Source organism: Neobacillus niacini, assembly GCF_030817595.1.
Classification (GTDB): domain Bacteria; phylum Bacillota; class Bacilli; order Bacillales; family Cytobacillaceae; genus Neobacillus; species Neobacillus niacini_G.
The window spans coordinates 6,569,761-6,592,423 of sequence record NZ_JAUSZN010000001.1 but is presented as its reverse complement, the minus strand read 5'-3'; the positions used below and the strand labels follow the sequence as shown (position 1 = coordinate 6,592,423).

General features: G+C 36.8%; 21 protein-coding genes, 2 pseudogenes and 1 riboswitch. Of the genes and pseudogenes, 9 read left to right on the top strand and 14 right to left on the bottom strand.

Translation table 11 applies throughout. The annotated features are described in order from the left end of the window. Positions 1–171: 171 nt before the first annotated feature. Positions 172–1,047, bottom strand: coding sequence for a hypothetical protein (locus QFZ31_RS31650; RefSeq protein WP_307310981.1), 876 nt, complete (start codon positions 1,045–1,047; stop codon positions 172–174). A 540-nt stretch (positions 1,048–1,587) separates the two neighbouring features. Between QFZ31_RS31650 and QFZ31_RS31645 the strand changes: the two genes are divergently transcribed. Further along, complete coding sequence (locus tag QFZ31_RS31645; protein ID WP_307310978.1) at positions 1,588–3,987, top strand: immune inhibitor A domain-containing protein; 2,400 nt, start codon at positions 1,588–1,590, stop codon at positions 3,985–3,987. Positions 3,988–4,027: 40 nt separating this feature from the next. On the opposite strand, the gene QFZ31_RS31640 is transcribed toward QFZ31_RS31645, so the two are convergent. From QFZ31_RS31640 to QFZ31_RS31620, 5 genes are all read right to left on the bottom strand, one after another. Then, complete coding sequence (locus QFZ31_RS31640) at positions 4,028–4,282, bottom strand: hypothetical protein (RefSeq protein ID WP_307310975.1); 255 nt, start codon at positions 4,280–4,282, stop codon at positions 4,028–4,030. Between the two features lie 163 nt (positions 4,283–4,445). Continuing rightward, positions 4,446–4,940 carry a L,D-transpeptidase family protein gene (locus tag QFZ31_RS31635; protein WP_307310972.1) on the bottom strand — a complete coding sequence of 165 codons (495 nt, stop codon included), beginning with the start codon at positions 4,938–4,940 and terminating at the stop codon, positions 4,446–4,448. A 62-nt stretch (positions 4,941–5,002) separates the two neighbouring features. After that, positions 5,003–6,511 (bottom strand): aminotransferase class V-fold PLP-dependent enzyme, encoded by a 1,509-nt coding sequence (locus tag QFZ31_RS31630; protein ID WP_307310969.1) that lies wholly within the window; start codon positions 6,509–6,511, stop codon positions 5,003–5,005. A gap of 120 nt (positions 6,512–6,631) precedes the next feature. Continuing rightward, positions 6,632–6,979, bottom strand: a complete 348-nt coding sequence (locus QFZ31_RS31625) for a hypothetical protein (RefSeq protein ID WP_306073776.1) — start codon at positions 6,977–6,979, stop codon at positions 6,632–6,634. 135 nt (positions 6,980–7,114) lie between these two features. Next, positions 7,115–7,543, bottom strand: a complete 429-nt coding sequence (locus QFZ31_RS31620; RefSeq protein WP_307310968.1) for a sporulation protein — start codon at positions 7,541–7,543, stop codon at positions 7,115–7,117. Positions 7,544–7,622: 79 nt separating this feature from the next. Then, positions 7,623–7,764, bottom strand: a riboswitch (cyclic di-AMP (ydaO/yuaA leader). Between the two features lie 291 nt (positions 7,765–8,055). Between QFZ31_RS31620 and QFZ31_RS31615 the strand changes: the two genes are divergently transcribed. The 3 genes from QFZ31_RS31615 (at position 8,056) to QFZ31_RS31605 (ending at position 10,528) form a co-directional block, all read left to right on the top strand. Continuing rightward, positions 8,056–8,844: an HAD family hydrolase gene (locus tag QFZ31_RS31615; protein ID WP_307310965.1), complete on the top strand. Its 789-nt coding sequence runs from the start codon at positions 8,056–8,058 to the stop codon at positions 8,842–8,844. Positions 8,845–9,012: 168 nt separating this feature from the next. Then, on the top strand, positions 9,013–9,951 hold the full coding sequence (locus tag QFZ31_RS31610; protein ID WP_307310962.1) for a MerR family transcriptional regulator: 939 nt from the start codon (positions 9,013–9,015) through the stop codon (positions 9,949–9,951). A gap of 52 nt (positions 9,952–10,003) precedes the next feature. Continuing rightward, positions 10,004–10,528: a MerR family transcriptional regulator gene (locus QFZ31_RS31605; protein ID WP_307310959.1), complete on the top strand. Its 525-nt coding sequence runs from the start codon at positions 10,004–10,006 to the stop codon at positions 10,526–10,528. 36 nt (positions 10,529–10,564) lie between these two features. Here the strand turns inward: QFZ31_RS31605 and QFZ31_RS31600 are convergent, their stop codons facing one another. Then, positions 10,565–11,539 carry an acyltransferase family protein gene (locus QFZ31_RS31600; RefSeq protein WP_307310956.1) on the bottom strand — a complete coding sequence of 325 codons (975 nt, stop codon included), beginning with the start codon at positions 11,537–11,539 and terminating at the stop codon, positions 10,565–10,567. 277 nt (positions 11,540–11,816) lie between these two features. On the opposite strand from QFZ31_RS31600, the pseudogene QFZ31_RS31595 reads away from it, so the two are divergent. Beyond that, positions 11,817–12,796 (top strand): annotated as a pseudogene (locus QFZ31_RS31595) (NAD(P)H-dependent flavin oxidoreductase). A gap of 132 nt (positions 12,797–12,928) precedes the next feature. Here QFZ31_RS31595 and QFZ31_RS31590 read toward each other — a convergent pair. Then, a pseudogene (locus QFZ31_RS31590) lies at positions 12,929–14,290 on the bottom strand (IS1182 family transposase). 114 nt (positions 14,291–14,404) lie between these two features. After that, positions 14,405–14,890: a nitroreductase gene (locus QFZ31_RS31585; RefSeq protein WP_307310955.1), complete on the bottom strand. Its 486-nt coding sequence runs from the start codon at positions 14,888–14,890 to the stop codon at positions 14,405–14,407. A gap of 161 nt (positions 14,891–15,051) precedes the next feature. On the opposite strand from QFZ31_RS31585, the gene QFZ31_RS31580 reads away from it, so the two are divergent. Continuing rightward, a complete protein-coding gene (locus QFZ31_RS31580; RefSeq protein ID WP_307310952.1) occupies positions 15,052–15,381 on the top strand; it encodes a hypothetical protein in 330 nt (109 codons plus the stop codon). A gap of 36 nt (positions 15,382–15,417) precedes the next feature. Here the strand turns inward: QFZ31_RS31580 and QFZ31_RS31575 are convergent, their stop codons facing one another. Together QFZ31_RS31575 and QFZ31_RS31570 are read right to left on the bottom strand one after the other, a co-directional pair. Continuing rightward, positions 15,418–15,579, bottom strand: coding sequence for a hypothetical protein (locus QFZ31_RS31575; RefSeq protein WP_307310949.1), 162 nt, complete (start codon positions 15,577–15,579; stop codon positions 15,418–15,420). 267 nt (positions 15,580–15,846) lie between these two features. Beyond that, a complete protein-coding gene (locus QFZ31_RS31570; protein ID WP_307310946.1) occupies positions 15,847–16,134 on the bottom strand; it encodes a M50 family metallopeptidase in 288 nt (95 codons plus the stop codon). A 205-nt stretch (positions 16,135–16,339) separates the two neighbouring features. On the opposite strand from QFZ31_RS31570, the gene QFZ31_RS31565 reads away from it, so the two are divergent. Beyond that, on the top strand, positions 16,340–17,464 hold the full coding sequence (locus QFZ31_RS31565) for an ABC transporter ATP-binding protein (RefSeq protein ID WP_307310942.1): 1,125 nt from the start codon (positions 16,340–16,342) through the stop codon (positions 17,462–17,464). Beyond that, entirely contained in the window at positions 17,464–19,017 is a 1,554-nt protein-coding gene (locus QFZ31_RS31560) for a glycine betaine ABC transporter substrate-binding protein (RefSeq protein ID WP_307310940.1), read from the top strand. Before QFZ31_RS31565 ends, QFZ31_RS31560 begins: the two co-directional genes overlap by 1 nt. A 30-nt stretch (positions 19,018–19,047) precedes the next feature. Here QFZ31_RS31560 and QFZ31_RS31555 read toward each other — a convergent pair whose 3' ends face one another. Next, complete coding sequence (locus QFZ31_RS31555) at positions 19,048–19,665, bottom strand: TrkA C-terminal domain-containing protein (protein ID WP_307310938.1); 618 nt, start codon at positions 19,663–19,665, stop codon at positions 19,048–19,050. A gap of 189 nt (positions 19,666–19,854) precedes the next feature. On the opposite strand from QFZ31_RS31555, the gene QFZ31_RS31550 reads away from it, so the two are divergent. Continuing rightward, positions 19,855–20,451: a hypothetical protein gene (locus tag QFZ31_RS31550; RefSeq protein ID WP_307310935.1), complete on the top strand. Its 597-nt coding sequence runs from the start codon at positions 19,855–19,857 to the stop codon at positions 20,449–20,451. A 59-nt stretch (positions 20,452–20,510) separates the two neighbouring features. Here the strand turns inward: QFZ31_RS31550 and QFZ31_RS31545 are convergent, their stop codons facing one another. Continuing rightward, on the bottom strand, positions 20,511–21,872 hold the full coding sequence (locus QFZ31_RS31545; protein ID WP_307310933.1) for an aspartate kinase: 1,362 nt from the start codon (positions 21,870–21,872) through the stop codon (positions 20,511–20,513). Between the two features lie 151 nt (positions 21,873–22,023). Beyond that, positions 22,024–22,641, bottom strand: coding sequence for an NUDIX hydrolase (locus QFZ31_RS31540; protein WP_307310930.1), 618 nt, complete (start codon positions 22,639–22,641; stop codon positions 22,024–22,026). Positions 22,642–22,663 lie beyond the last annotated feature (22 nt).

Here is a 22,663-nt window from a genome sequence, read left to right as displayed (position 1 = left end):
TTTGTCCCTAAATATTTGACAGACTTTAACTTTATGTGTTATTCTATTATAGAGATAATTTGCCTTCATCATATTTTTTGTATGAAACCAAAATTTATTTTATCATGGTTTATTAGTAATTACAATAAGAAACTACCGCCAAAAGGCGTTTTTTTTATGTCTATTCCCGATTTATTTCGAGCATTTTTCCTCAACAACTTCCATCTCACCCGTTTTTCTCACTCCATAAACAAGATCACTGAACTTCCCATATAAAAATATCGCCATTATTCGGACAGTAAAATAATCTGCCACACCGAATTTTTCCTTTATCACTTTCCGCTTCTTAAATATCTGATCTAATCCAATTATCATTAGCAAGACCTTTAGCTTTGCAGACCAATTATTCTGTTTTAAGAATGATACTGTTGAAAATAATGACAAGGTAATTGCATACAACGGGACAATAATAAAATGTTCTTTCCAAGAATGAAATTTCCCTGCCCCGAAACGAACCTTTCTAGTTAAAGCAAATAAAAATAATAAATTAGCTTCTGTGACCAATATCATAAGAAAAAGTGAAATAAAACGAACTAAGGGATTCCATTTACCTAAAAGAATATTCCAACAATCACTAATTTTAAAGTAAAGAGGAATCAAGATTAAGGTATATATAGTTCTCCACCAATTATGTTTATAAACTTTTAACCTCAGAAACAGCAGTTCCACCAGTGAAAAATAAACTCCTCCAAGTAATTTACCAACCCACCCTATTCTTGCAACAGTAGAGAAAACAGCAGTAAAAGGCACAAAGATACCTTGAGATAAAATAGCACCAAAAACGTTGTCAAAAAAGTTCTTTTTAATTATTTTCGGTTTATAGGTATAAGCATGAAAAACATTTAAAACTACATACTCTAACAAATAAGCAAATCCGATATCAGCCATTAATAATGTGAATAATTGCTTTTTATTTTTGGTCTTGTAAAAAGAGTAGCCAAGCAAACTTGAGTGGATGATCAACATAATAATAAATGGTATTTTGTTTTGTTTCTTTGGTTTTCTCATTCACATATCCCACTTCATTAATGAGTTTATTGTTAGTATTTGAAAAACACACCTTTTCAATCCAACATATTCCCCATTTATCCTCCAATTTTTAGGATGTCATAATATTTCTGTAGCAATATTTGTTTTTTTGCGTCATTTTTACTATATTGGAATAACGAAAAATACACCATGATATTTTCATATAATGAAAATATCTTTATAGTGCAATTTTCTTTGCTGCAAAATATGATTAAAATCTCTCCCCCTTAGTTTGCAGCCTAAGTTATTACTTCTTTTTTATTGCACAAATATATTTTCACTTAGCACATCTAATTACTACTGTAAATAATTTATTATTATTTTCATAACACATTTATTTATTCTTAATATTTGACAATTTACAACATGAATGTCGGGTTCTTTGTCGAAAAACTATCACCTTAGACCCATTTCTCACTAATTACAGTTGAAAATTAGGGCAATTTCACCTATTGTTTTGTCCTAATTTTCTAAATATTATATTAATACGGCCGTAATACATTGAAATGGGGAATAATATTGAATAAGTATATCAAAACTAGTCTTTCTTCTGTTATGCTTGCAGGTACTTTGTTTGCAGGATTTCCAAGTATTGATTCTTCCTTTAAGGATGTGGGACTTGTACATAAGGCGGAAGCCGCTTCTTTTTCTTCAAGCAGCTCACTAGATTTAGCGATTGTGAATGAAGAGAGATTAATTGAATCTTTTATTAAACAAGGTCTCCTCCCCAAAAATGCATCTGAACAAGTAAAGCAAACATTCCTAAAAAATTACCTTGAGTTAAAAGGGAAACAATCAAAAGTTAAGGAAACAGACCCATTAGCTGCAAAAGTAAAAAAAGCTGAAGCAGAAAAGCAAAATAATTTTAAAGAATTTAATAATGGATTATTAAAAGGGAATGGTAAGAAAAACGGACACCTAAAGGGAAATCCTGATCCTGTTCAAGAAACCTCTTACAACGGTGAAAAAAGAGAGGACAAAGTTCTTGTTCTAGCTGTCGAATACTCTGACTTTGCACATAATAACATTAAGTCTAGTGAAACTGATAATTTTTATCCTGATTATCCATTAGGACACTATGAAAATATGATTTTTGGTGAAGATGGCGTTGAAGGTCCAAACGGTGAAGATTTTGTTTCCATGAAACAATTCTATGAACAGCAATCAGGCGGAACTTACTCAGTAGATGGTAAAGCATATGGCTGGTTAAAGGTTCCAGGAACTGCCGCTTTTTATGGTGCAGACCGAGCGAACGGTGGTCATGATAATGTTACTCCTGGTGGATCCAAAAAATTAGTTGCTGATGCCTATGCAGCAGCTGTAGCAGCTGGTGTTCCAGTTGATAATTATGATTTAGAAGATCCGCATGATCTTGATGGTGACGGAAATTTACTTGAAAAAGACGGTTTAGTTGACCACTTAATGATTATCCACTCAGGCGTTGGTCAAGAAGCAGGTGGAGGATCACTAGGGGATAATGCTATCTGGTCACACCGTTCTGCAACATTGGTTGATCCAGATGGTTTAGGCAAAGGAAAACCTGGATTTTACGATTACACCATGATGCCAGAAGATGGCGCAACCGGAGTGTTCGCACATGAGTATGGTCATGATTTAGGCTACCCAGATGAATATGATACAGTTTATTCTGGAACTGGTGAAGCAGTTGCTTACTGGTCAATTATGGCAAGTGGTTCATGGGCTGGTAAAATAGGCGGTACAGAGCCAACTGGATTCTCTCCATTGGCAAAAGCATATTATCAATCCTATCTAGGTGGAAACTGGACAAATGATACTGTGGAATTAGACTGGAACCAAGTGACTACAAGTGGAACACAAGTGTTACTTGATCAAGCAAACTCTCCAAATGGTAAAAACGCAATTGCTGCAAAAGTAAACTTGCCACAAAAGGCTACAAATATTAACACACCTGCTACTGGCTCCTTCGAGTACTGGGGTGGACAACAAGATGAAATTGATTCAAACATGGTAACAGCTGTGGATTTAACAGGAAAAACTTCTGCAACATTAGAATTTGATGCATGGTATCAAATCGAAAAGGATTGGGATTTTGCTTTTGTACAAGTCTCTGAAGATAACGGTGCAACTTGGAAATCTTTAAGCAATAGCAACACGGTTTCAAGTGCAGTACCTGAAGCATATCCAACAATTGCTCCTGCCCTTCCTGGTTTTACAGGTGATAGCAATGGCTGGACGAAACAAGCATTTGATTTATCCGGTTATGCAGGTAAAAAAGTACAACTTCGCTTCCGTTATATTACTGATTGGGGAACATCAGAAAAGGGCTTCTACGTAGATAACATTAATGTTAAAGCAGATGGTACTTCTGTCGTGGTAGATGGCGCAGAGACAACACCAGCATTTACTTTAAATGGTTTTGAGAAATCGGATGGAAATAAGTACTCTGATCACTACTACCTATTAGAGTGGCGAAACCATGCGGGGGTTGACAAAGGTTTAGCCAATATCAAACGTGGGCAATCGTTAATGAGCTATGATGGCGGTCTTGTTGTCTGGTATGTAGACCCAACTTTTACTGACAACTGGACAGGCATTCACCCTGGTGAAGGCTTCGTAGGAGTTGTAGATGCTCATCCAAATACTGATTTAAAATGGGATATTATTGGTGGAACACCGGTCCAGGCATCTACTCGTTACCATATCGCAGATGCTGCATTTGGTTTAAATCCAACTTCTGGATTAAATCTTGATTATCCAGGGCTTCAAACATTGTTTGGACCAAGCCAACCTGCAGTTTCTCTATTTAATGACAGTAACTCATTTATTAACACATTCATGCCAGACGCTGGCCGTAATATTGGTAACTTTGGACTTAAGGTTCGTGTGAACGGACAAGCTAAAGATAAATCAGTAGGTTCCATTGTAATCTACAAATAATCAACAGAATCTCACCTCCCCTTTTAAGGAGGTGGGATTTTTATTGCGTTAATCCTGCTTTATCACTTACCTGCTTAAACCAAATCCTCGTCTGTTTCGGATCCTTATCATTTATAAAAATCTTCTTATCTTTCAATTCGATATAGATATACGGAGATGATCCTTTTTGAATAAAAATCATTCCTCCAGCGATGGCAATAAACAGGGTACCACTAACCATATAACTCCGCTTACGTTTTTTTGGAACTTCATATTTACTTAAATAAATCATTCCACCCATTAAGAATATAATCATAAATCCAAATTGAACTTCCATCGCATATGTATACGAGGTAAACATGAGCGGAAGCAGATATTCTCATTATACATGTTATACGATTGATTAGTTTTTTGGATTCACATTATTCAAATAAAATGAGGCCGATTTTTATGAAAAATCGGCCATTGTCGTATTATTATCATGTTCGGATGATGACCCTTGTGCCATTTGGAACCTTTTCGGCAAGTTGAAGTACATCCCGATTATGCATTCTCACACAACCATGCGAAACAGATTTACCTATCGAACTTGGATCATTGGTCCCATGAATACCATAGCCTTGTTTAGAAAGTGAAAGCCACATAACACCAAAAGGTCCTCCCGGATTCATCTGTCGGTTAACAATGACAAAGTCACCGGTCGGGGTTCCAGTTAACATCTTTCCTACAGCTATTGGATAGATTTTTTCAAGCCTTCCATTTCTGAATAACGAAAGTCGCCTCTTCGCAATCGATATTTGTATGGAATAGGGAATCGTATTCGGATCTGGTAAGCCAGGGATTTGAATTTTTTGCCCTACATATAATTGCTGGTAGTTTACCCCGGGATTTGCTGCATAAAGACTGGCGAGGTTTACTCGATAATCCAAAGAGATTTGATAAAGTGTATCGCCCCGCTTTACAATGTGAATCATGTTATCCCACCTTTTTTCTTACTAGCATATGTTGGGACCGTTCCACCGTTGCCTAGTCGACATTATTGGTCCTCAAGACTAAACAATGGCGACATATCCTTTCGAATGTGTTGAGTATAAAAATAATCATTGCCTGCTGGGTCGTATACATAATCCTTTTTCCATTCCTCGATGTTTTTGGTTATCTCTTTAATCGCATCTACAAATAATAAAATTTCCTCATTTGTCATGATAGGGTGCAGGGAAAACCGGACCCATCCTGGTTTAGTAGATAAATCTCCTGAATCAATTTTATTAGCAATTTGCTTTGATTTATTCTTGTCAATTTGCAATAAATAATGACCGTAGGTTCCTGCACAAGAACATCCACCCCGAACTTGAAAACCAAACCGGTCATTTAACAGCTTGACAATGAGATTGTAATGAATGTTCGTAATAGTAAATGAAACAATCCCAATTCGATTTTGATGATGACTCTCTAATACATGCAGATTAGGAACAGTCTCTAATCCAGTTAAAAGCAGCTTTAGCTGTTCTTTTTCTCTCGCTAAAATTTTCTCTACCCCCATTTGTTCCTTTAACTTTATACATAAAGCTGTACGAATTGCTTGAAGAATACCAGGTGTCCCTCCATCCTCCCGAAGCTCGATGTCCTCAATGTAGTGGTGTTCCCCCCAGGGATTTGTCCAAGTAACTGTTCCTCCTCCGGGATGGTCAGGTACCTCACTTGAATAAATTCTTTTATCAAAAAGTAAGACGCCGCTCGTACCGGGCCCGCCTAAAAATTTATGTGGAGAAAAGAGAATCGCGTCGAGTTTTTCCATCGGGTCCTTCGGGTGCATATCAATCTTCACATATGGTGCAGAGGCAGCAAAATCTACAAAGCAAAGTCCCCCATGCTTATGCATGATTTTTGCAAGCTGATGATAAGGGGTTTGTATTCCTGTAACGTTCGAGCATGCTGTAAATGAACCAATTTTTATTGCTCGATCCCGATATTGGGACAAAAGCTGTTCAAGATGATTAATATCTACGGCCCCTCTTGAGTCGGGTCTAATAATCTCAACATCTGCTAAGGTCTCAAGCCATGAGGTTTGGTTGGAATGGTGTTCCATATGAGTGAGAAATACAACAGGGGTTTCTTTCTTAGAAAGCTTTATTCTGTCAGTCCATTGCTCTGGTACCCTAATACCCAAGAATCGCTGTAGTTTATTCATGACCGACGTCATCCCAAAACCATCAAGAATGAGGGCGTCATTCTCATCAGCATTAACATGTTCCTTAATAATTCTTCTGGATTGATTATAAATTCCGGTCATCATTAGACTGGTAATATTGGATTCCGTATGTGTATTTGCCATAAATGGGCCAAATACCTCTGAAATTTTTTGTTCAATTGGTCGAAATAATCTTCCACTTGCTGTCCAATCCGCATAAATTATCGGTTTCTTTCCAAAGGGTGAGTCAAATTGTTGATCAATGCCGATGATTCCAGACCGAAACTTATGAAAGTAATCCTCAAGATTTTCCGGCAAATGATACAACTTGCTTCCGATCCTTGCAGTAATCATACTTCAGCACCTCTCGATAAAATCCTGCTAATTAATGTATGCAAAATTCTTTCACTTGCCTATGATTCTGAAATGTTGATAAAAAAAGCCTGATCCAAATGGACCAGACTTTATTACTATTTATACATTAGAAGCCTTTGATGATTCCTTGCGGTTTACTTCATCAATTTTTTGAACAAACATATGAAAAACACGTTGTTTCTCTTCTAAGTCTTTTATATATTCCTTTAATTGATTATAACTTTCCTCAAACGGTTTATGATACCTTTGCCGTATACTTTCAATAATTTCTTCATTCACTGTCGATTGAATGACTTGCTTGGTGATCCCGTATTTATAAGAGTATACCTTTAATTCTTGTGCCACTTCGTCATATTCTTTATCAATTTCGGCAAGGACTACTGAAATATCATCTTTCCACTCTTCTAGTGATTTCTGTAAGTAAGATTTAACCATGGTTTCTTCCATTATTGCACCCGCCCTAATAAAGTCTTGATAACTTTATTATACTGGAGAGAGTTTACATATAAATTTCTAGCAGTTTACAATGCTATATCAATAAATAGGAAGTTTTTCCGATTTACATAGATTAATAGATATATACTAAGAAACCGCACCTATCATAACCGGGACATTTTGGGTAATATTATTGGCATTTCCTAAATCAATATTTATCATTAAAGAATATTGAAAGGTATGATGATTTTTTTTTATTTCTTCTGGAACATCGATAAAGAAAGTGATCTTTCCAGTCTGGTTTGGACTACACTCTAGAGAACAGAACACGGAATGACTATTTAATGTTTCTTCTACAAATGAATTTGAATCAACCCCAACAAGGTCAATATCATATCTTTTTATTTTATTTTTCAATAGCCCGCCTGTAATCTCAATCGTGCCATTTATGATGCTACCAGCTTCGTAAACCTGTTTATCTAGATGAACCATTGTTTTCGGCAAGCCTATTTTCAGTTTTGTTAAATAATCTTTTAATGTCATCTTCATCTTCACCTGTTCCCTAAAAATAGGCATAATAAAAGACCTCCATTTTAGTCAAGCTGCTTAATATGTTTTCATAAAACAAAAAAGCCCCTGCACTTGGCGGTCTATTGACCTCCTTCGCTTTAGCCGACGAAGTTAGCTGACGGGTAGGATGGCGAAAGATATTCTCATCCTTTCCACAATGTAGAATTAACCCCAATAAAATTGGTTCCTCCGTACCCATGATAAATGGGATTTAGCCGAAATATTTAATTCAAGTTGATTATGACGATTATTGTATCCTCAACCAGATTGATTGTAAAGAGTGATTTTCACTTAAATTAACCGACTTAGCTCGAATTTTTATTAAAAATAATGATTTATCTTTTGTTTGCTCATGAATCATCGGTATTTGTTGCTTATCTGCTTTTATCAAAGAATAGACATACAAGTATAAGACCTGTCTTTGTAGTTGTTATCTAAACATTATTCCACTACGATATTTTATCTCCAAGTTATTAATGTTAAACTAAGAAAACATACTTCATAAAAGGAGCCGTTCAATGTCTGAGTATAAAGTTTTATTTTTAGATATTGATGGAACCATCATCAAGCCCGATGATTCCATTGATGAAACTACAGTAAAAGCGATTCAGCAGGTTCAACAGAAAGGAATAGAGGTATTTTTAGCAACTGGGAGACCCTTACACGAAATCAGAGAGCTAGCAGATGAGTTAAAGATAAACTCGCTTATCGGGTATAATGGTGCTTTTGCCATTTATCAAGGTAAAGATCTTTTTCAGGAGCCGATTGAGAAGGAAAGTGTTATACAATTCATAGACATAGCGAAAACGAATCAACATGAACTTGTTTTGTATACGAAGGACCAAAATTTATTCACCGACTTAGAAGCAGATTGTGTAAAAGAATTTATTGCGAAGTTCCACTTACATAAAAACGGTATCTATTTGCCGGCAAATGATTATGATATTCTAGGAATGACCTTGATAAACTTAGCATCAAAGGATACAGCCTTATATAAAATTGAAGATCAAATTCACTTATCACAAGTAAATCTTGAAGGAATGCGTCATTGTTATGATGTAATTAGATTTAAGGTAAATAAAGGGATTGCCGTCCAATATGTACTCAACCATCTTGGGCTTTCAAAGGAAAATGCTATTGCTTTTGGAGACGGGTTAAATGATAAAGAAATGCTGATGAGTGTAGGTGAAGGATTTGCTATGGGAAATGGTCATCCTGACCTCTTTCAATATACTAAGCATAAAACCACAACTGTAAACAATTCAGGGATTTATAATGGATTAAAAAAACTAGGGATTATTGAGTAAAAGCTGTGCATTGCGCACAGCTTTTTTTGCATAAATTTGTTGGTATTTCGTGTTATACGTCTTGTTTTGAAAGCTTTTGTCACCCTGCAGGAAAACGGGGGGTTTCATAGAGAATTTACTATCTAAAGCTGTTTTACCGTTAATATAGAGAGAAGGGATTTGATTATTATGAAAACTTTCACATTAAAGGAAGTTTCCAAAAAAATAAATGTTAAACCTGCGACACTCAAGAAATGGGAAGATGACCTTGAGGAATATTTGGAAATACCTCGAACAAAACAAGGGGCGAGAATCTATTCACAAGTAGAAATAGATTTACTGTTGGAAATTAAGCAAATGTACGAAAACAAACTAAGCACGTCAATGATATTACATTTATTGCGTGGAGGTACCGATGATCTAGAGGAAGAAATTACTGAACATGAGGCAGATGAATCTTCTTTACAAATAGAAGAAATGTCCGAGGCAGAAGAAGAAATATCAGAACATTCAGCTCAGGAATTGGCGATTGTTTCTCATGAAGGGACACCAATGTCCGATGAAGAGATTGCAATAAAGAATGCCGATGAATTTTTTGTTGCAATGGATAATTATAAACAAAACTTTTTAAATGATGTAAAAGAAGAAATTAGAAATGTACTTCGAAAAGAAGTAGTGGATGAAGTCAAAAAGGAAATTGCCAGCGGGGCTAACTTCACAGTAAACTCTCTATCTGAATCAATAAATCAATCGACAGCTTCTACAAAAGCAGGAATCGAAGAACTTTCGGATCACTTAGAAAAATCGGCAGAACAGACGACTGAAAGGCTTCTTTATTTATCAAAGAGTATTGTAAATGCCTCTCACGAAACTTCAGAAGAGATTTACACACTCTCGAAACAGTTATCTCAATCTACAGAAGAACTGGCACATTACGTAGACATTACAAACACAGAGATTTTTAACCTTTCGGAAGCGATTGAAATCGACCGTTTAGAACGTGGAAAGGAACGGGACCAATTCCGCCATGAAATTACACAAAGAGAAGCAGCCTTTCAGGACTTGTTAACTAGTTTTCGAGATGTAGCTGCGGCGAAAGAAAAGAAATGGTGGAAATTCTGGGAGTAGAAAGGAAGTCTCTTGCTCCAATCAAAGAATTTTTCAAGCGGGGGGAATGATGATGAATACAAACCAAGTTGCAAAATTTTTAGGGGTTTCAGCCAGTACCATTCAGCGATGGGTAAAACAGCTAGAACTTCCGATGGAGCGGAATGAACGAGGACATTATCATTTTAATAATGAGGATATTGACCTTCTAAAAAATATTCAGACACAAATCCAAAATGGAACCTTACTCCAAGAAATTGCCCCTGTACAAGAAAAAAAGATTCGAAAAGGGACAGTAAAATCAATTGAAAGCAATGCTGAGCTTGAAAGATTGTATTCGATTGTGAGTGACTTGGAAGCAAAGGTGAATTCAAAAGCTGACTCAGTGGCATCCTATCAACTGCTGCAGCACCGCCGGGAAATTGAGGAATTACAGACTGAGGTTAAAGATTTAACAAAACAAGTTGAATCCCTCAAATCACAGCTTCATGAGATTACGAAAACCACGCTGCCAGACAAACCGATAGTTTTAGAGCAAGGCAAGCTTAATAGAAAAAAGAAGAAATTTGTTAGTTCGTTATTTGGATTTTTAGGGTAAAAAACAAGCCGAATGTGTTTAGAACACATTCGGCTTTTATATTTTTAACTCGACGAGCGGTCGGGTATATTTTTTTATCATATAACTTCCCAAAACTAAACAAACTATGAAGGAGAAAACTATTAAAAATAAATAATTTTCTGATATGGCATTTGGTAAAATAGCTTGTATGGATTTTATAATAAACCCATGGAATAAGTAAACATAAAGTGTCCTTTCACCTATTTTGGTTATTCGATACTGATTGGATGGAATTAAAGGCAAGAAGCCAAAAACAACAATTAACGTTAAACCATATTGTAAAGCACGCAGCAGTCCATCACTAAGCTGCATACCCCCCATATTTTCATATGAGGTATCTCCTAACAGCCATGGGACAGCATCTTTTGGGAAACTAAACCCAAAAAATAAAAATGTAAAGACGATAATGACCACTCCGGCTGGAACTGCAAACTTTGCTCTAATGATCCGTTTTAAATGTTCCCCATCCATTAAGAACCCTAATAGAAAATATGGAAAGAAAACAAAGGTCCGAGATATACTCATAAAACTCCCCGCATTCTCAAAATATCCGACAACGATGCCAAGTATGACGGCAATGAGTAATCCAACCCATTTTAATTTAGCAAATACATAGAGTAATAAATTCCAAAAAAACAAACTTAACAAAAACCATAACGACCAATGAGGCTGGAACAAATCAAATTCAAGTGTTTCTTCCTTGCCCAGTAAAAAATAAAAAACAGAATAGATAACTTGAAAAACAAAGTAGGGAATCAAGATTTTTTGTACAGATTTTTGAAGATACCCTTTCTTTTTATAACCTTTAGCAAAATAGCCGGATATCAAAATAAACGCCGGCATGTGAAAAAGAAAAATCACGGTATATAAGGTAAATAGTAATTTATCCTGGTCTTTATACGGGCTAATCATATGCCCAAAAACAACAAGAAAAATCAATATAAATTTCGCATTATCAAAATATTTACTTCTACCTGCTGCGGAAGCCATCCTATACCCCCTTAAATTTTCACTCAAAGTTATACTGAAAAAACACCAAAGCTATTTTACACCATTTTACCTTATTAATGTTACAAAGAAATTTAATAAAAGTTACTTTTTGTTTCAATTAAATCACAATTTCAAAATAATAATAGTAATGTCCTATGCTATTTCGACTATTGGCAATATTTTCTATAACCTACTTTTATGACCTGATGATAAAAATCACATACACAAAAGATGATTGGTGGTAGTATGCAGAGTAAGTTCTAAATTCTTTTAAAAAATGAAATGGGGTTATAAATTGAACTTTCCACAATTAAAAATTGCTCATATCATGCCAAAGGTACCTATTTCCAAGGAGGTATGGGAGTCGGAATTTCATTAAGCAAACTAGCTTCAGCGGTAGCAAATGCTGGTGGTGTTGGGATTATCTCAGGTACAGGTATATCCACCGATGAAATGCGCGATCATATCAGAAAAGCAAAAAGTTTAGTACAAGAAGGCGCAGGATATATTGGGGTAAATGTTTTGTTCGCGATGAATGACTTTGCAGAAAAGATGAAAGCGGCTCTTGAAGAAAAAGTAGATTTTATTATTTCCGGAGCGGGAATCTCAAGGGATATGTATGCTTGGGGGAGACAGGCTGGCATTCCCGTCATTTCTATTGTTTCTTCGGCCAAATTGGCTAGAATTTCAGAGAGACTTGGCGCTGCAGCTGTAGTCGTTGAGGGTTTTGAAGCCGGCGGACACCTTGGAACAGACAGACCGATGTTTGATATACTTCCTGAGGTAGTAGAAGCAGTGTCAATCCCTGTCCTTGCTGCAGGCGGAATCATGACTGGCGAAGATATTGCTAAAGCTATTTCAATGGGTGCAGCTGGGGTTCAAATGGGTTCAAGGTTTGTAGCAAGTGAAGAATGTGACGCTCCTCTTGCATTTAAACAGAAATATGTAGACGCACGAAAAGAAGATACAGCTTTAGTTAAAACAACGGTTGGCCTGCACGGAAGAGTCATCGTGAATAACTTTGCAAAATTGATCAGCGGGTCAGACAAATTAAAAATTGCTAAGTGCCATGATTGTTTAAAAAATTGTTCTTATCGCTTCTGTACACTTGATTCCCTTCTTACAAGTATGGGTGGAGATGTCGAAAATGGACTCGTCTTTGCTGGTGCTCGAGTAGATGAAATTAAGGATATACTGCCTGTACAACAAATTATTGATCAACTTACTTTTGAATATCAAAATTCAGTGAATAGATAAGATATAAAAAAGAGACAACCATCTGGTTGTTTCAGATTGTAGACAAAAGGCACCTGAATAAGCTCATTCGGGTGCCTTTACGTTGGAAATTTGCTCGTAAGAGCAATATTTAGACCTATCCTATGCCTATTATTACGCCATTTCTGGACCTTTCCAGGTCCAGTTGGCCATCTTTTTCAAGTTCATGGCAGCAAAAGTAAGCATCGCCTGCATGGACAATTTTTTTAAACCTCTTAAGGTTGTCCAACGCATACCATGCTTTTCCTTAGCATCCGCAAAGACACGTTCAATCGTTTCTTTACGACGTGCATAAATGGTTTTATTCTCTTGAGTATGACGAAGGTGATCCGCTTCCTCCAAATAGTGTTCCCACACATGACGCTCAATGAGTTTTTTATGTTCTTTACTCTGAGTGCATTGGGAAAGCAATGGACAATTTTGACATTCAATCGGATTAGAGAAATACTGGCGCTTTCCATCCTTCGTCGTCGTTGAATATTTCAATACTTGTCCTTGCGGACAGATATAACAATCGTAGTACTCATCGTAAACATACTCTTGTTTTTTAAGATAACCTTCTTTTGTACGAGGGCGAGTATATGGTAGAACTGGTGTCATATCATTTTCAAATACATATTGGGCAATTGGAGATGTTTTATAACCAGCGTCAGCCGCAACAGCTTCAGGTTTTCCATGTTTCTCTATTACCTTCTCGAGTAGTGGCTCGAAAACAACGCTATCATGAATATTCCCCGGCGTTACAATTGCCCCCAAAACAAAACCATTTCGATCCGCAGCTGCATGAAATGAATATGCGAACTATTTCGTTCGTTCGTCCTTTACGTAATAACCACTCTCTGGGTCAGTCGTGCTTTCTTTAATTTCTTTTAATTCTTCTTTATCAAACTTATCTGGAGGAAATGGCTTTTTTCCGTGATCTTCTCGGTCTTTATTGATCTCTTCTTGTAGACGTGCCTCATATGCTTTCGATTCTTTTCTAACTACTTTCTTCTCAAATTTCTTCTTGTTTGCGCTAGCCTTTACATGAGTAGAATCAATAAATACGTGCTCACTACTAATCAATTTCTTCTCTGAGGCTTCCTTCAAAATTCGATAGAAAATCTGCTCAAATAAATCGGTATCCTTAAAGCGTCGCTCGTAGTTTTTACCAAAAGTTGAAAAGTGAGGTACCTTATCATAAAAACCAAAGCCTAAAAACCATCGATATGCCGTATTGGTTTCGATTTCTTCAATAGTTTTACGCATGGAGCGAATACCGAAGGTATATTGGATGAAAGCCATCTTAATCAATACTACAGGGTCAATACTCGGACGTCCCCGTTCAGAAGAATACATGTCTTGAACGAGTGAATAGATAAATGAAAAATCAATAGCCGCTTCAATTTTGCGGACCAAATGGTTTGCAGGTACTAGTTGTTCTAAAGCAATCATTTCTATTTGGTCACGATTTGTCTGTGTATTTTTAGTAAGCATTTCATCCACCCCATTAAAATCTTTGTACCTTAATTATACAAAAAAACTGCCGGCAAACCCGTATCTTTTCGGATTTGTCGACAGTCTGAGACAACCATCTGGTTGTCTTCTTTGTTAAGGTAAATTTTTTATTTTATTCTTAATTGAGGTTCTTGGTTTTGGGTCTGGGACAATTTCAGGAAACCCAATTGCTAATACACCAATGAGGTCATAATTTTCAGAAACTCCTAGTATTTCCCGGTTCTTTGCTGTGATACCAATTGATGACCAGAAAGTACCTACCCCTTCAGACCATGCTGCTAAATTAAAGTTTTGCACAAAGCAAGCTGTGGCAAGTGCATTTTCCTCTTTTTCAACTGCGGTTGCACCATGTTTGGATAAAACAGCAATTAGCACAGGTGCATTGCCAAAATTGGTTTTATGATTGAGTTTTGCCCTTGTATCAGGTCCAATAAAGTACACTTCCCATGGTTCTGTTAGTCGGTGGTTTGGAGCCATCTTAGCTGCCTCCAGCCAGGAGTAGATTAAGTCTAAGTCAACAGCTTGAGATTTGAACTTTTTAATATTCCTCCGGCTTTTTATGATATCAAGGATATCCATTATTGCCCCTCCTTTTTATATTGGAATTCCACGTGATTTTATTCACATTAATCCATCTTATGTTCTATTTCTCTAAAATATTTACACAGCCTAAATATACTGACTCTAATCGTCACTCATCCTAATTACCTGAATATTATGTGTGCGAGGAGGCGATTATAATGAATAATTATTACAATGGGCCTATTGGAAATCCTGGGTATCGAAGTCAAGAAGCCGGCGATTATCGGAATATCATGAATACATGCCAGCGTTATATGAATTACCATGTGGTTGGTCAAATGAGTGATGGCACTCAAATGAGTGGTATCCTCCAAGACATGGATGATGAGGGAGTTACTATGCTCGTTCCTGAGGATGTTGATGACGATTCCGATGATATGCGATATGGTGGATATGGCAGACGTAGATTTCGCCGCTTTAGGAGACGCCGCTTTCCATTCGCTGTCTTTGTATTTCCATATTTCTTTCCATTTCCTTATTACTATTAATGTTGAGAAAGCTCGCGAATCCGGCGAGCTTTTTGGTTAGTATTCCTTTGTTCCATCAAACCGATAATTGGACTGTATATTACTCGCATTTAAACTAAATAAGCCCTTATTGAAACCAAGCACAATAAAAAAAAGAGCTTGTGCAAAGAAGAAGATCCCCCATCCTTGAGCAGGAATAAATGCGGTTAATCGGGACAAGTTGGTAGCGTCTCCTGCTGCATCCGGCTAAATTATACTGATGGAGAAAATATCATATGCTGTACTGACCGATTCCACTAATAGTACTGAAGCAATTAACAACACTATGGATTGCCTTTTTACTTCCTTTAATCAGCAGTGCTAGGAACAAAACACCAAAGGAAACGAGCCAAAAGATACCATAGGGATTACGCACCCATAAAATTAAATTAATAATAATAACACTTAGCAGCATATCAATAAATAATATATGTTTTTTCTTTTTTATCAACCACCGTATGCCATTAACGAAGCTATCGTATAACCTGCTGCACATGTAATAAAATCAATGATCCAAATAGATTGTGTCTCTTGTGTTACACCGTCTGCATTCATGTACAATGCAATCGATTCAACATTGCCCCCAAATAAAGCCATAAATGCATGACCAGATTCATGGATTAACGTATTAATAATTCTAAAATAATCACCAATTATCGGAATTTGCATTAAGAAGAATGCCAACCCAATGAAGAGGAAAAATTTAATACTAAGCCTTTCTTTTAAATATTTCATTTTCCCCTTTCCCCTCTTTTCATTAAATTTGCCTATTTTAGTACCATCTTACCATTTTTCTTTATATTCTGAAAATTTCACTCCAATACTTTCCTACTAAATACAATCTAACCAGGGAACAAAATTAGACAAAGAAACAACTTTCATGTTAATATTAGGTTGTTGCAAATTACATGCAATGATTTTTTATTAAGGAGGAATGACTTTGATTGAATTTAAAAACATCGTAAAGAAATACAGAAATAAAACAATTATTAAGCCCTTCTCTATTGATATCGAGGCAGGTCAATTAGTTGTTTTTATTGGACCGAGCGGATGCGGGAAAACCACATTGCTGAAAATGATCAACAAATTAATTCACCCTTCAGCAGGAAAGATTTTTGTTAACGGCAAGGATATATCCACCATGGATGCTATCGAGCTAAGAAGAAATATTGGCTACGTCATCCAAAACACTGGTCTCTTTCCTCATATGTCGATTAGAGAGAATTTGGAATTAATCCCTAAACTTAAAGGTGAAGACCCGGCTAAAATTGCCAAAAAAACAGAGGAACTACTCAATGTAGTTGGATTAAATCCTGCTGATTATTTAGACCGATTCCCAAAGGAATTAAGTGGTGGACAGCAGCAAAGGGTTGGGGTAGCCAGGGCCTTTTCAACAGATTCAGATATTATCTTAATGGATGAGCCCTTTAGTGCATTGGACCCTGTAACAAGAAACTCACTGCAAGATGAGCTTGTTCAAATGCAAAAAGAACTCAACAAAACCATCATTTTCGTCACCCACGATATGGACGAAGCAATCAAAATTGCAGATAAGATTTGTATTTTGAAAGATGGTGATATTCTCCAATTTGATACCCCAGAAAATATTCTAAAAAACCCAGCCAATGAATTTGTCGAAGGATTTATCGGTAAGAGACGAGTTTGGAATAACCCTGAATTGTTAATGGCTGAAGATATTATGATACCTAACCCTGTAAAGATTACTCCTAAGCGAACAGTTTTACAGGCAATTGAGATCATGAAGTCTAATAAGGTTGACAGTTTAATGGTGACGGACAAAAATAATATTTTAATAGGTTTGGTGACCTTAAAAGGAATTCAATTGCTGAACCGAAATTCAGAGATTGATAGCGTTATGGAGAAAAATGTTTTAGCTGTTTCAGAGGATAGTAACTTAATTTCCATTTTAGCGACGATGAATGAACATAAAATTGGCTATGTACCTGTTATCAATCATTCGAAGCAATTAACTGGACTAATAACGAGAAGCAGTATTTTATCAGCCTTAAGCAGCCAACTAATTGACTTGGAGGTGGCCTTTTAATGGGTGATTTTTATAATTATTTAATTTCTAACTACGAACAGATTATTAATTTATTAGGTCAACATATTTATTTAAGTATTATTTCAGTCTTAATTGCCGTTATTATTGGTATTCCGCTTGGCATTTTAATATCAAGAGAGCCAAAGCTTTCGAAGACTATTATTGGAGCAACTAACGTCATTCAAGCAGTACCAAGCTTAGCCTTACTTGGATTTCTAATTCCCTTTATTGGTATCGGCAGTGCACCTGCCATTGTCATGGTTGTTCTTTATTCCCTTCTTCCAATCGTGAAGAACACCTATACAGGATTAACGAATATTGATCCTGACATTCTGGAAGCCGCCAAAGGTATCGGTCTGACCAAGAGTCAAACAATGAAAAAGGTTCAGCTGCCGCTAGCCTTTCCGATGATTATGGCGGGTATCAGAATTTCTGCCGTTACAGCTGTCGGATTGATGACAATCGCAGCCTTCGTTGGAGCAGGCGGACTTGGTTATCTGGTGTTCTCTGGTGTTCAGACCGTTGATAACTATATGATTCTTGCAGGAGCAATCCCTGCATGTATCCTTGCCCTCTTGATTGACTTTGTTGTTGGAAAACTTGAAACGTCATTCTCATATACGAATAAACGAAAGTCAGCAACTAAAACTGGTAAAACTATAAAGCGTTTAGTTATCGGATTTACCTGTATAATCATCGTAGCTGCCGGTGCCTTTACTGTTTACTCAAAGACAAGCGCCAGGGATAAAATTGTTATCGGTTCTAAAAATTTCAGTGAACAGCTGATTCTAGGACATATGCTTGCTGATTTAGTAGAAAATAACACTGATATTGAAGTAGAAAGAAAAATGAATCTAGGCGGTTCACAAGTAGCTTTTAGTGCAATAAAAAATGGTGACATCGATATGTATGTCGAATATACTGGGACGGGACTCGTAAATATTCTTAAGCAAAGCCCACAAAGTAATCCGGACAAGGTTTATGACTATGTAAAAAAAGAATTCAAAGAGAAATATGGAATTGATTTATTAAAACCACTTGGATTCAATAACACGTATGCTTTGGCAGTACGTCAAGATACAGCACAACAATATAATTTAACCACCATTTCTGATCTTGCCAAGGTAAGTGACAGCATGATTATGGGGCCAACGATTGAATTTCCAAATCGTGATGATGGATTAATTGGACTTTCGGAAACGTACAATTTGAAGTTTAAAGATGTTCAAGCTGTAGATGGAGGATTACGCTATACAGCTCTAGATAATCATAAAAGTGACGTCATCGATGCATTTTCGACAGATGGTCTCCTTGAAGAATTTGGTTTAAAGGTGTTAGAGGATGATAAAAACTTCTTCCCTCCTTATTATGCTGTTCCAATTGTTAAAGAAGAAACATTAAAGGAACATCCTGAACTTAAAGAAGCGCTTAATTCCCTTGCAGGCAAACTTACAGATGAAAAAATGCGAAAGCTTAATTACAAAGTAGACAGCCTCAAGCAATCACCAAGAAAAGTAGCTACAGAGTTTCTAAAAGAAGAAGGACTATTGTAGAAATATAAAAGCCGGCGCTGCCGGCTTTTTTTAGTCCTCCATAAAATGGACGACTCTCTCATAGGTTTCATCATCACCAATAATCAGAAGGACATCTCCTTCTAGGATCGAAGCATATGGACCAGGTGAGATAATTAATTCACCTTTTCTCTTCATCCCTATAACGGTACCCCCAGTATTTTGCCAAAATTTTACCTCAGAAATCGTCTGACCAATATGTACACAATCAGGCAAAACCTCTACCTCAATCGGTGCTAATGGATTGGTATGGCGAAGTTTTGTAGAATAATCCATAATTTTTCTAACCGAATCAAATAGCTGTTCTTCAATTTTCACTCTCTCTGCTATAAGACTGTTTATTTCTTTTTCAAGGTCTTTTATACTCGCCAAATTGGAAAATCGATGCATATATTTATAGGCGTTCTCCCGCGAAGAAATAACAATTCCGCTTCCCTTTGTGGATTTAACTATTTCAACATCTTCCAATATCTTTATTGCTCTTCTAACTGTCTCTGGTGAAACCTTATACTCACTTGCCAATGTTGATCTACCGTGAATCTTTTCACCTACTTTAAATTTCCCATCGTAAATTCGATTCGCTAAGTCAATTGCAATCCGTTCATAAGTTGGTATTTGTGCTCTCTGCATATATTCCTCCACCGAACCTGAGTCAATGTTATTTTATATATACACTATACTCTAAAAAATTTGTCGATGCGAACTCGACGATAAACAATGCCAGTTGCCATTGGCTCATTTCTTTTTGAAAACTTTGGGTGAGATAGACAGGAACTGGTTATAATCATAATAATCCGCATTCTAACTGAGGTGAAATTAATGAATCGAAAGCTAGTCCTTTTGCTCAGTCTTCTCTATGTAGCTTTTATGGCTATCCTATTTTTTTATTATCGTTCGGAAGGGGAATCTTATAAATCAACCGTTTCCATCGGCGGGATGGTTTGTGGGGCAGTTCCACTTCTCTTAGCTCTATTTACCAAACTCAAGTTCAATTTGCCAATTGTTATTTCTTATTTACTTTTTTTGGTCGGTTCACAGTACTGCGGCTCGATTCTAGGTTGGTATGGTCTTGGATGGTGGGATACCTTTGTCCACTTCCTTAGTGGTGCTATCCTTGCGTTTGCTGGAATTGCGTTATATGAAAGATTGGTTCATCGAGATGCAGAGGTGGAAATATCCCCTTGGATTATCTTCCTATTCACCTTATCATTCGCTTCTTTAGGTGGTGTGATATGGGAAATCTATGAGTTTAGCTGTGATCAATTTTTCAATATGACGTTACAAGGCGGCGGAAATGACGATACCATGATTGATTTAATTTCCGATACAGGAGGAGGGCTAATTATTTCCCTTTGGGCTGGGGTACGAACAAAAATAAAATTAAGGAAAAGTCATCATCAGCCTCAATTATCATAATTTGATTTACATAAAAAAAAGCAGTCTAAAAAATTAATTTTAGGTCTGCTTTTTCCTTGTTATACGGGTACTGCCGCGAAAAACTCATCGTATAGTGCTTGAACTGCTCTTTTTTCATCAACTTGTTTTACACCGAACATCATACTAACCTCGGATGAACCTTGGTTAATCATTTCAATATTCACTTCTGCCTTGGCTAACGCTTTAGAGGCTCGCGCCATTGTTCCGACATTCCGGCGCATTCCTTCACCTACTACCATTATCAGTGAAAGGCTGTGCTGGACTTTTACCTCATCGGCATGTAACTCGGACTCTATTCTCCAGATAATTTCATTTTCCATGTCAGGGTCGAGCTGGGCTTCTCTCAAAATGACAGATACATCATCAATCCCTGAAGGCGTGTGTTCATACGACAGTCCATATTCTTCTAAGATGCTCAAAAGCTTTCGCCCAAAACCAATTTCTCTATTCATTAAGTATTTACTAACGTATATGCTGCAAAAACCTTTATCACTCGCAATTCCCACTACAGGTCCATTCGTATTGTCACGTGTATAGACAATTCGTGTTCCAGGTACGCTTGGATTGTTCGTGTTCTTAATTTGAACGGGAATACCTGCACGGAAAGCCGGTACAAGCGCCTCATCATGCAGCACGGTAAATCCTGCATAAGATAATTCTCGCATTTCGCGGTAGGTTAATTCCTTAATTTCCTTCGGTTGATGAACGAGGTTTGGGTTAACAGAAAAAACCGCATCCACATCCGTAAAATTCTCATATAGCGATGCTTTTATACCGTTGGCTAAAATCGAACCAGTTATATCGGAGCCGCTTCGTGAGAACGTAAAGACTTCACCTTGTTTACTATAGCCGAAGAAACCTGGAAAAATGATGATTCCTGGAATTTCACGTAATGAATATAACTTCTCATACGATTCAGGTAATACCTGTGCATGGCCTGGCTCATCACTGACAAAAAGCCCTGCTTCCCTCGGATTTACATACGATGCCTCTACACCCTGCTCCTTAAAGTAAGCTGCTACCAATTTTGCGTTATTATCCTCTCCGCTTGCTTTGACGAGATCCATAAACCGGTCAGGCTTACTGCGGTCTCCGTTTAATCTCTCTGATAAATCGTGATGTATTTCACTAATTATCTCATTAGGGAGAGCTAACTCTGCTGCAATGGAGGAATATCTTGACATAACCGCGTTAAACTTTTCAGTTGGATTATTATCTTGTAGACATTGTTCAGCGCACTCTATCAACAAGTCCGTTACCTTCTCATCCTCAGCAAATCTTTTCCCTGGAGCAGACACAACCACTACTTTCCGCTCTGGGTCGGACATCACTATCTGAAAAACTTTTTCAATTTGTGTTCCTGACGCTAAAGAGGATCCCCCAAACTTTACAACCTTCATTACAACATCACCTATCCCAAAAAAGTATACTCTTAATTTTATCTTTATTCAGAAAATAATCAAGTACTTTTTCTCCCTCAAAAAGACATTTGTTTTTCCTAGGAGGACAAAACAAAAAAAAAACAGTAAAATAATTATTCACTGGATAATTTTACCGTTTCACTATTTCAATAAAATGGGAAAGAATTTTAGCAGTTAGTCCCCAAATCGCCTTCTCCTCATAAAGATAAAAATATTCATCGAGAGCCCTTGTCCGCCAATTATAATTTTCGCCGCCAACAATTAAATCGAAGGGAAAGTTCTCCTCAGGCTCCACTTTAAAATGGATATTGTAAATATCAGGGTTGTTTTCCATAAAATACGTTAATGGCACTGTGAATATTTCTCCCACTTCTGCTGGATTTGGCTTGATTTCCTCAGGATTTTTCATCATTGCTGCAAAAGGATAAATCATCATTCCAAAAGGGGAAATCATGAAGTCAAGAGGATATACCTCCGTTAAGTTCTCTCTGTTTATTCCCAATTCTTCAATTGTTTCTCTAATCGCTGCACTTTTCTCATCTAAATCCTGAGGATCAATTCTACCCCCTGGGAAACAAATTTCACCAGGCTGTCTTCGCAGCTGGAGTGACCGTACCTCAAACAAGACATGGATTCCATCCTCTTTTTCTATAAGCGGTACCATTACAGCATATTTTGAAAATTTATCACTTCCCAAAATACTGGGTGTATGATTTTTCAATTTCGATTGAACAGATTCAAAATTCATGATATTCACCTCCACTATAAAA

Coding starts and splice junctions, on each gene's coding strand:
- QFZ31_RS31650 (WP_307310981.1), bottom strand. CDS start 1,047: ATGAGAAAACCAAAGAAACAAAACAAAATACCATTTATTATTATGTTG.
- QFZ31_RS31640 (WP_307310975.1), bottom strand. CDS start 4,282: ATGATTATATTCTTAATGGGTGGAATGATTTATTTAAGTAAATATGAA.
- QFZ31_RS31635 (WP_307310972.1), bottom strand. CDS start 4,940: ATGATTCACATTGTAAAGCGGGGCGATACACTTTATCAAATCTCTTTG.
- QFZ31_RS31630 (WP_307310969.1), bottom strand. CDS start 6,511: ATGATTACTGCAAGGATCGGAAGCAAGTTGTATCATTTGCCGGAAAAT.
- QFZ31_RS31625 (WP_306073776.1), bottom strand. CDS start 6,979: ATGGAAGAAACCATGGTTAAATCTTACTTACAGAAATCACTAGAAGAG.
- QFZ31_RS31620 (WP_307310968.1), bottom strand. CDS start 7,543: ATGCCTATTTTTAGGGAACAGGTGAAGATGAAGATGACATTAAAAGAT.
- QFZ31_RS31615 (WP_307310965.1), top strand. CDS start 8,056: ATGTCTGAGTATAAAGTTTTATTTTTAGATATTGATGGAACCATCATC.
- QFZ31_RS31610 (WP_307310962.1), top strand. CDS start 9,013: ATGAAAACTTTCACATTAAAGGAAGTTTCCAAAAAAATAAATGTTAAA.
- QFZ31_RS31605 (WP_307310959.1), top strand. CDS start 10,004: ATGAATACAAACCAAGTTGCAAAATTTTTAGGGGTTTCAGCCAGTACC.
- QFZ31_RS31600 (WP_307310956.1), bottom strand. CDS start 11,539: ATGGCTTCCGCAGCAGGTAGAAGTAAATATTTTGATAATGCGAAATTT.
- QFZ31_RS31585 (WP_307310955.1), bottom strand. CDS start 14,890: ATGGATATCCTTGATATCATAAAAAGCCGGAGGAATATTAAAAAGTTC.
- QFZ31_RS31580 (WP_307310952.1), top strand. CDS start 15,052: ATGAATAATTATTACAATGGGCCTATTGGAAATCCTGGGTATCGAAGT.
- QFZ31_RS31570 (WP_307310946.1), bottom strand. CDS start 16,134: ATGAAATATTTAAAAGAAAGGCTTAGTATTAAATTTTTCCTCTTCATT.
- QFZ31_RS31560 (WP_307310940.1), top strand. CDS start 17,464: ATGGGTGATTTTTATAATTATTTAATTTCTAACTACGAACAGATTATT.
- QFZ31_RS31555 (WP_307310938.1), bottom strand. CDS start 19,665: ATGCAGAGAGCACAAATACCAACTTATGAACGGATTGCAATTGACTTA.
- QFZ31_RS31550 (WP_307310935.1), top strand. CDS start 19,855: ATGAATCGAAAGCTAGTCCTTTTGCTCAGTCTTCTCTATGTAGCTTTT.
- QFZ31_RS31545 (WP_307310933.1), bottom strand. CDS start 21,872: ATGAAGGTTGTAAAGTTTGGGGGATCCTCTTTAGCGTCAGGAACACAA.
- QFZ31_RS31540 (WP_307310930.1), bottom strand. CDS start 22,641: ATGAATTTTGAATCTGTTCAATCGAAATTGAAAAATCATACACCCAGT.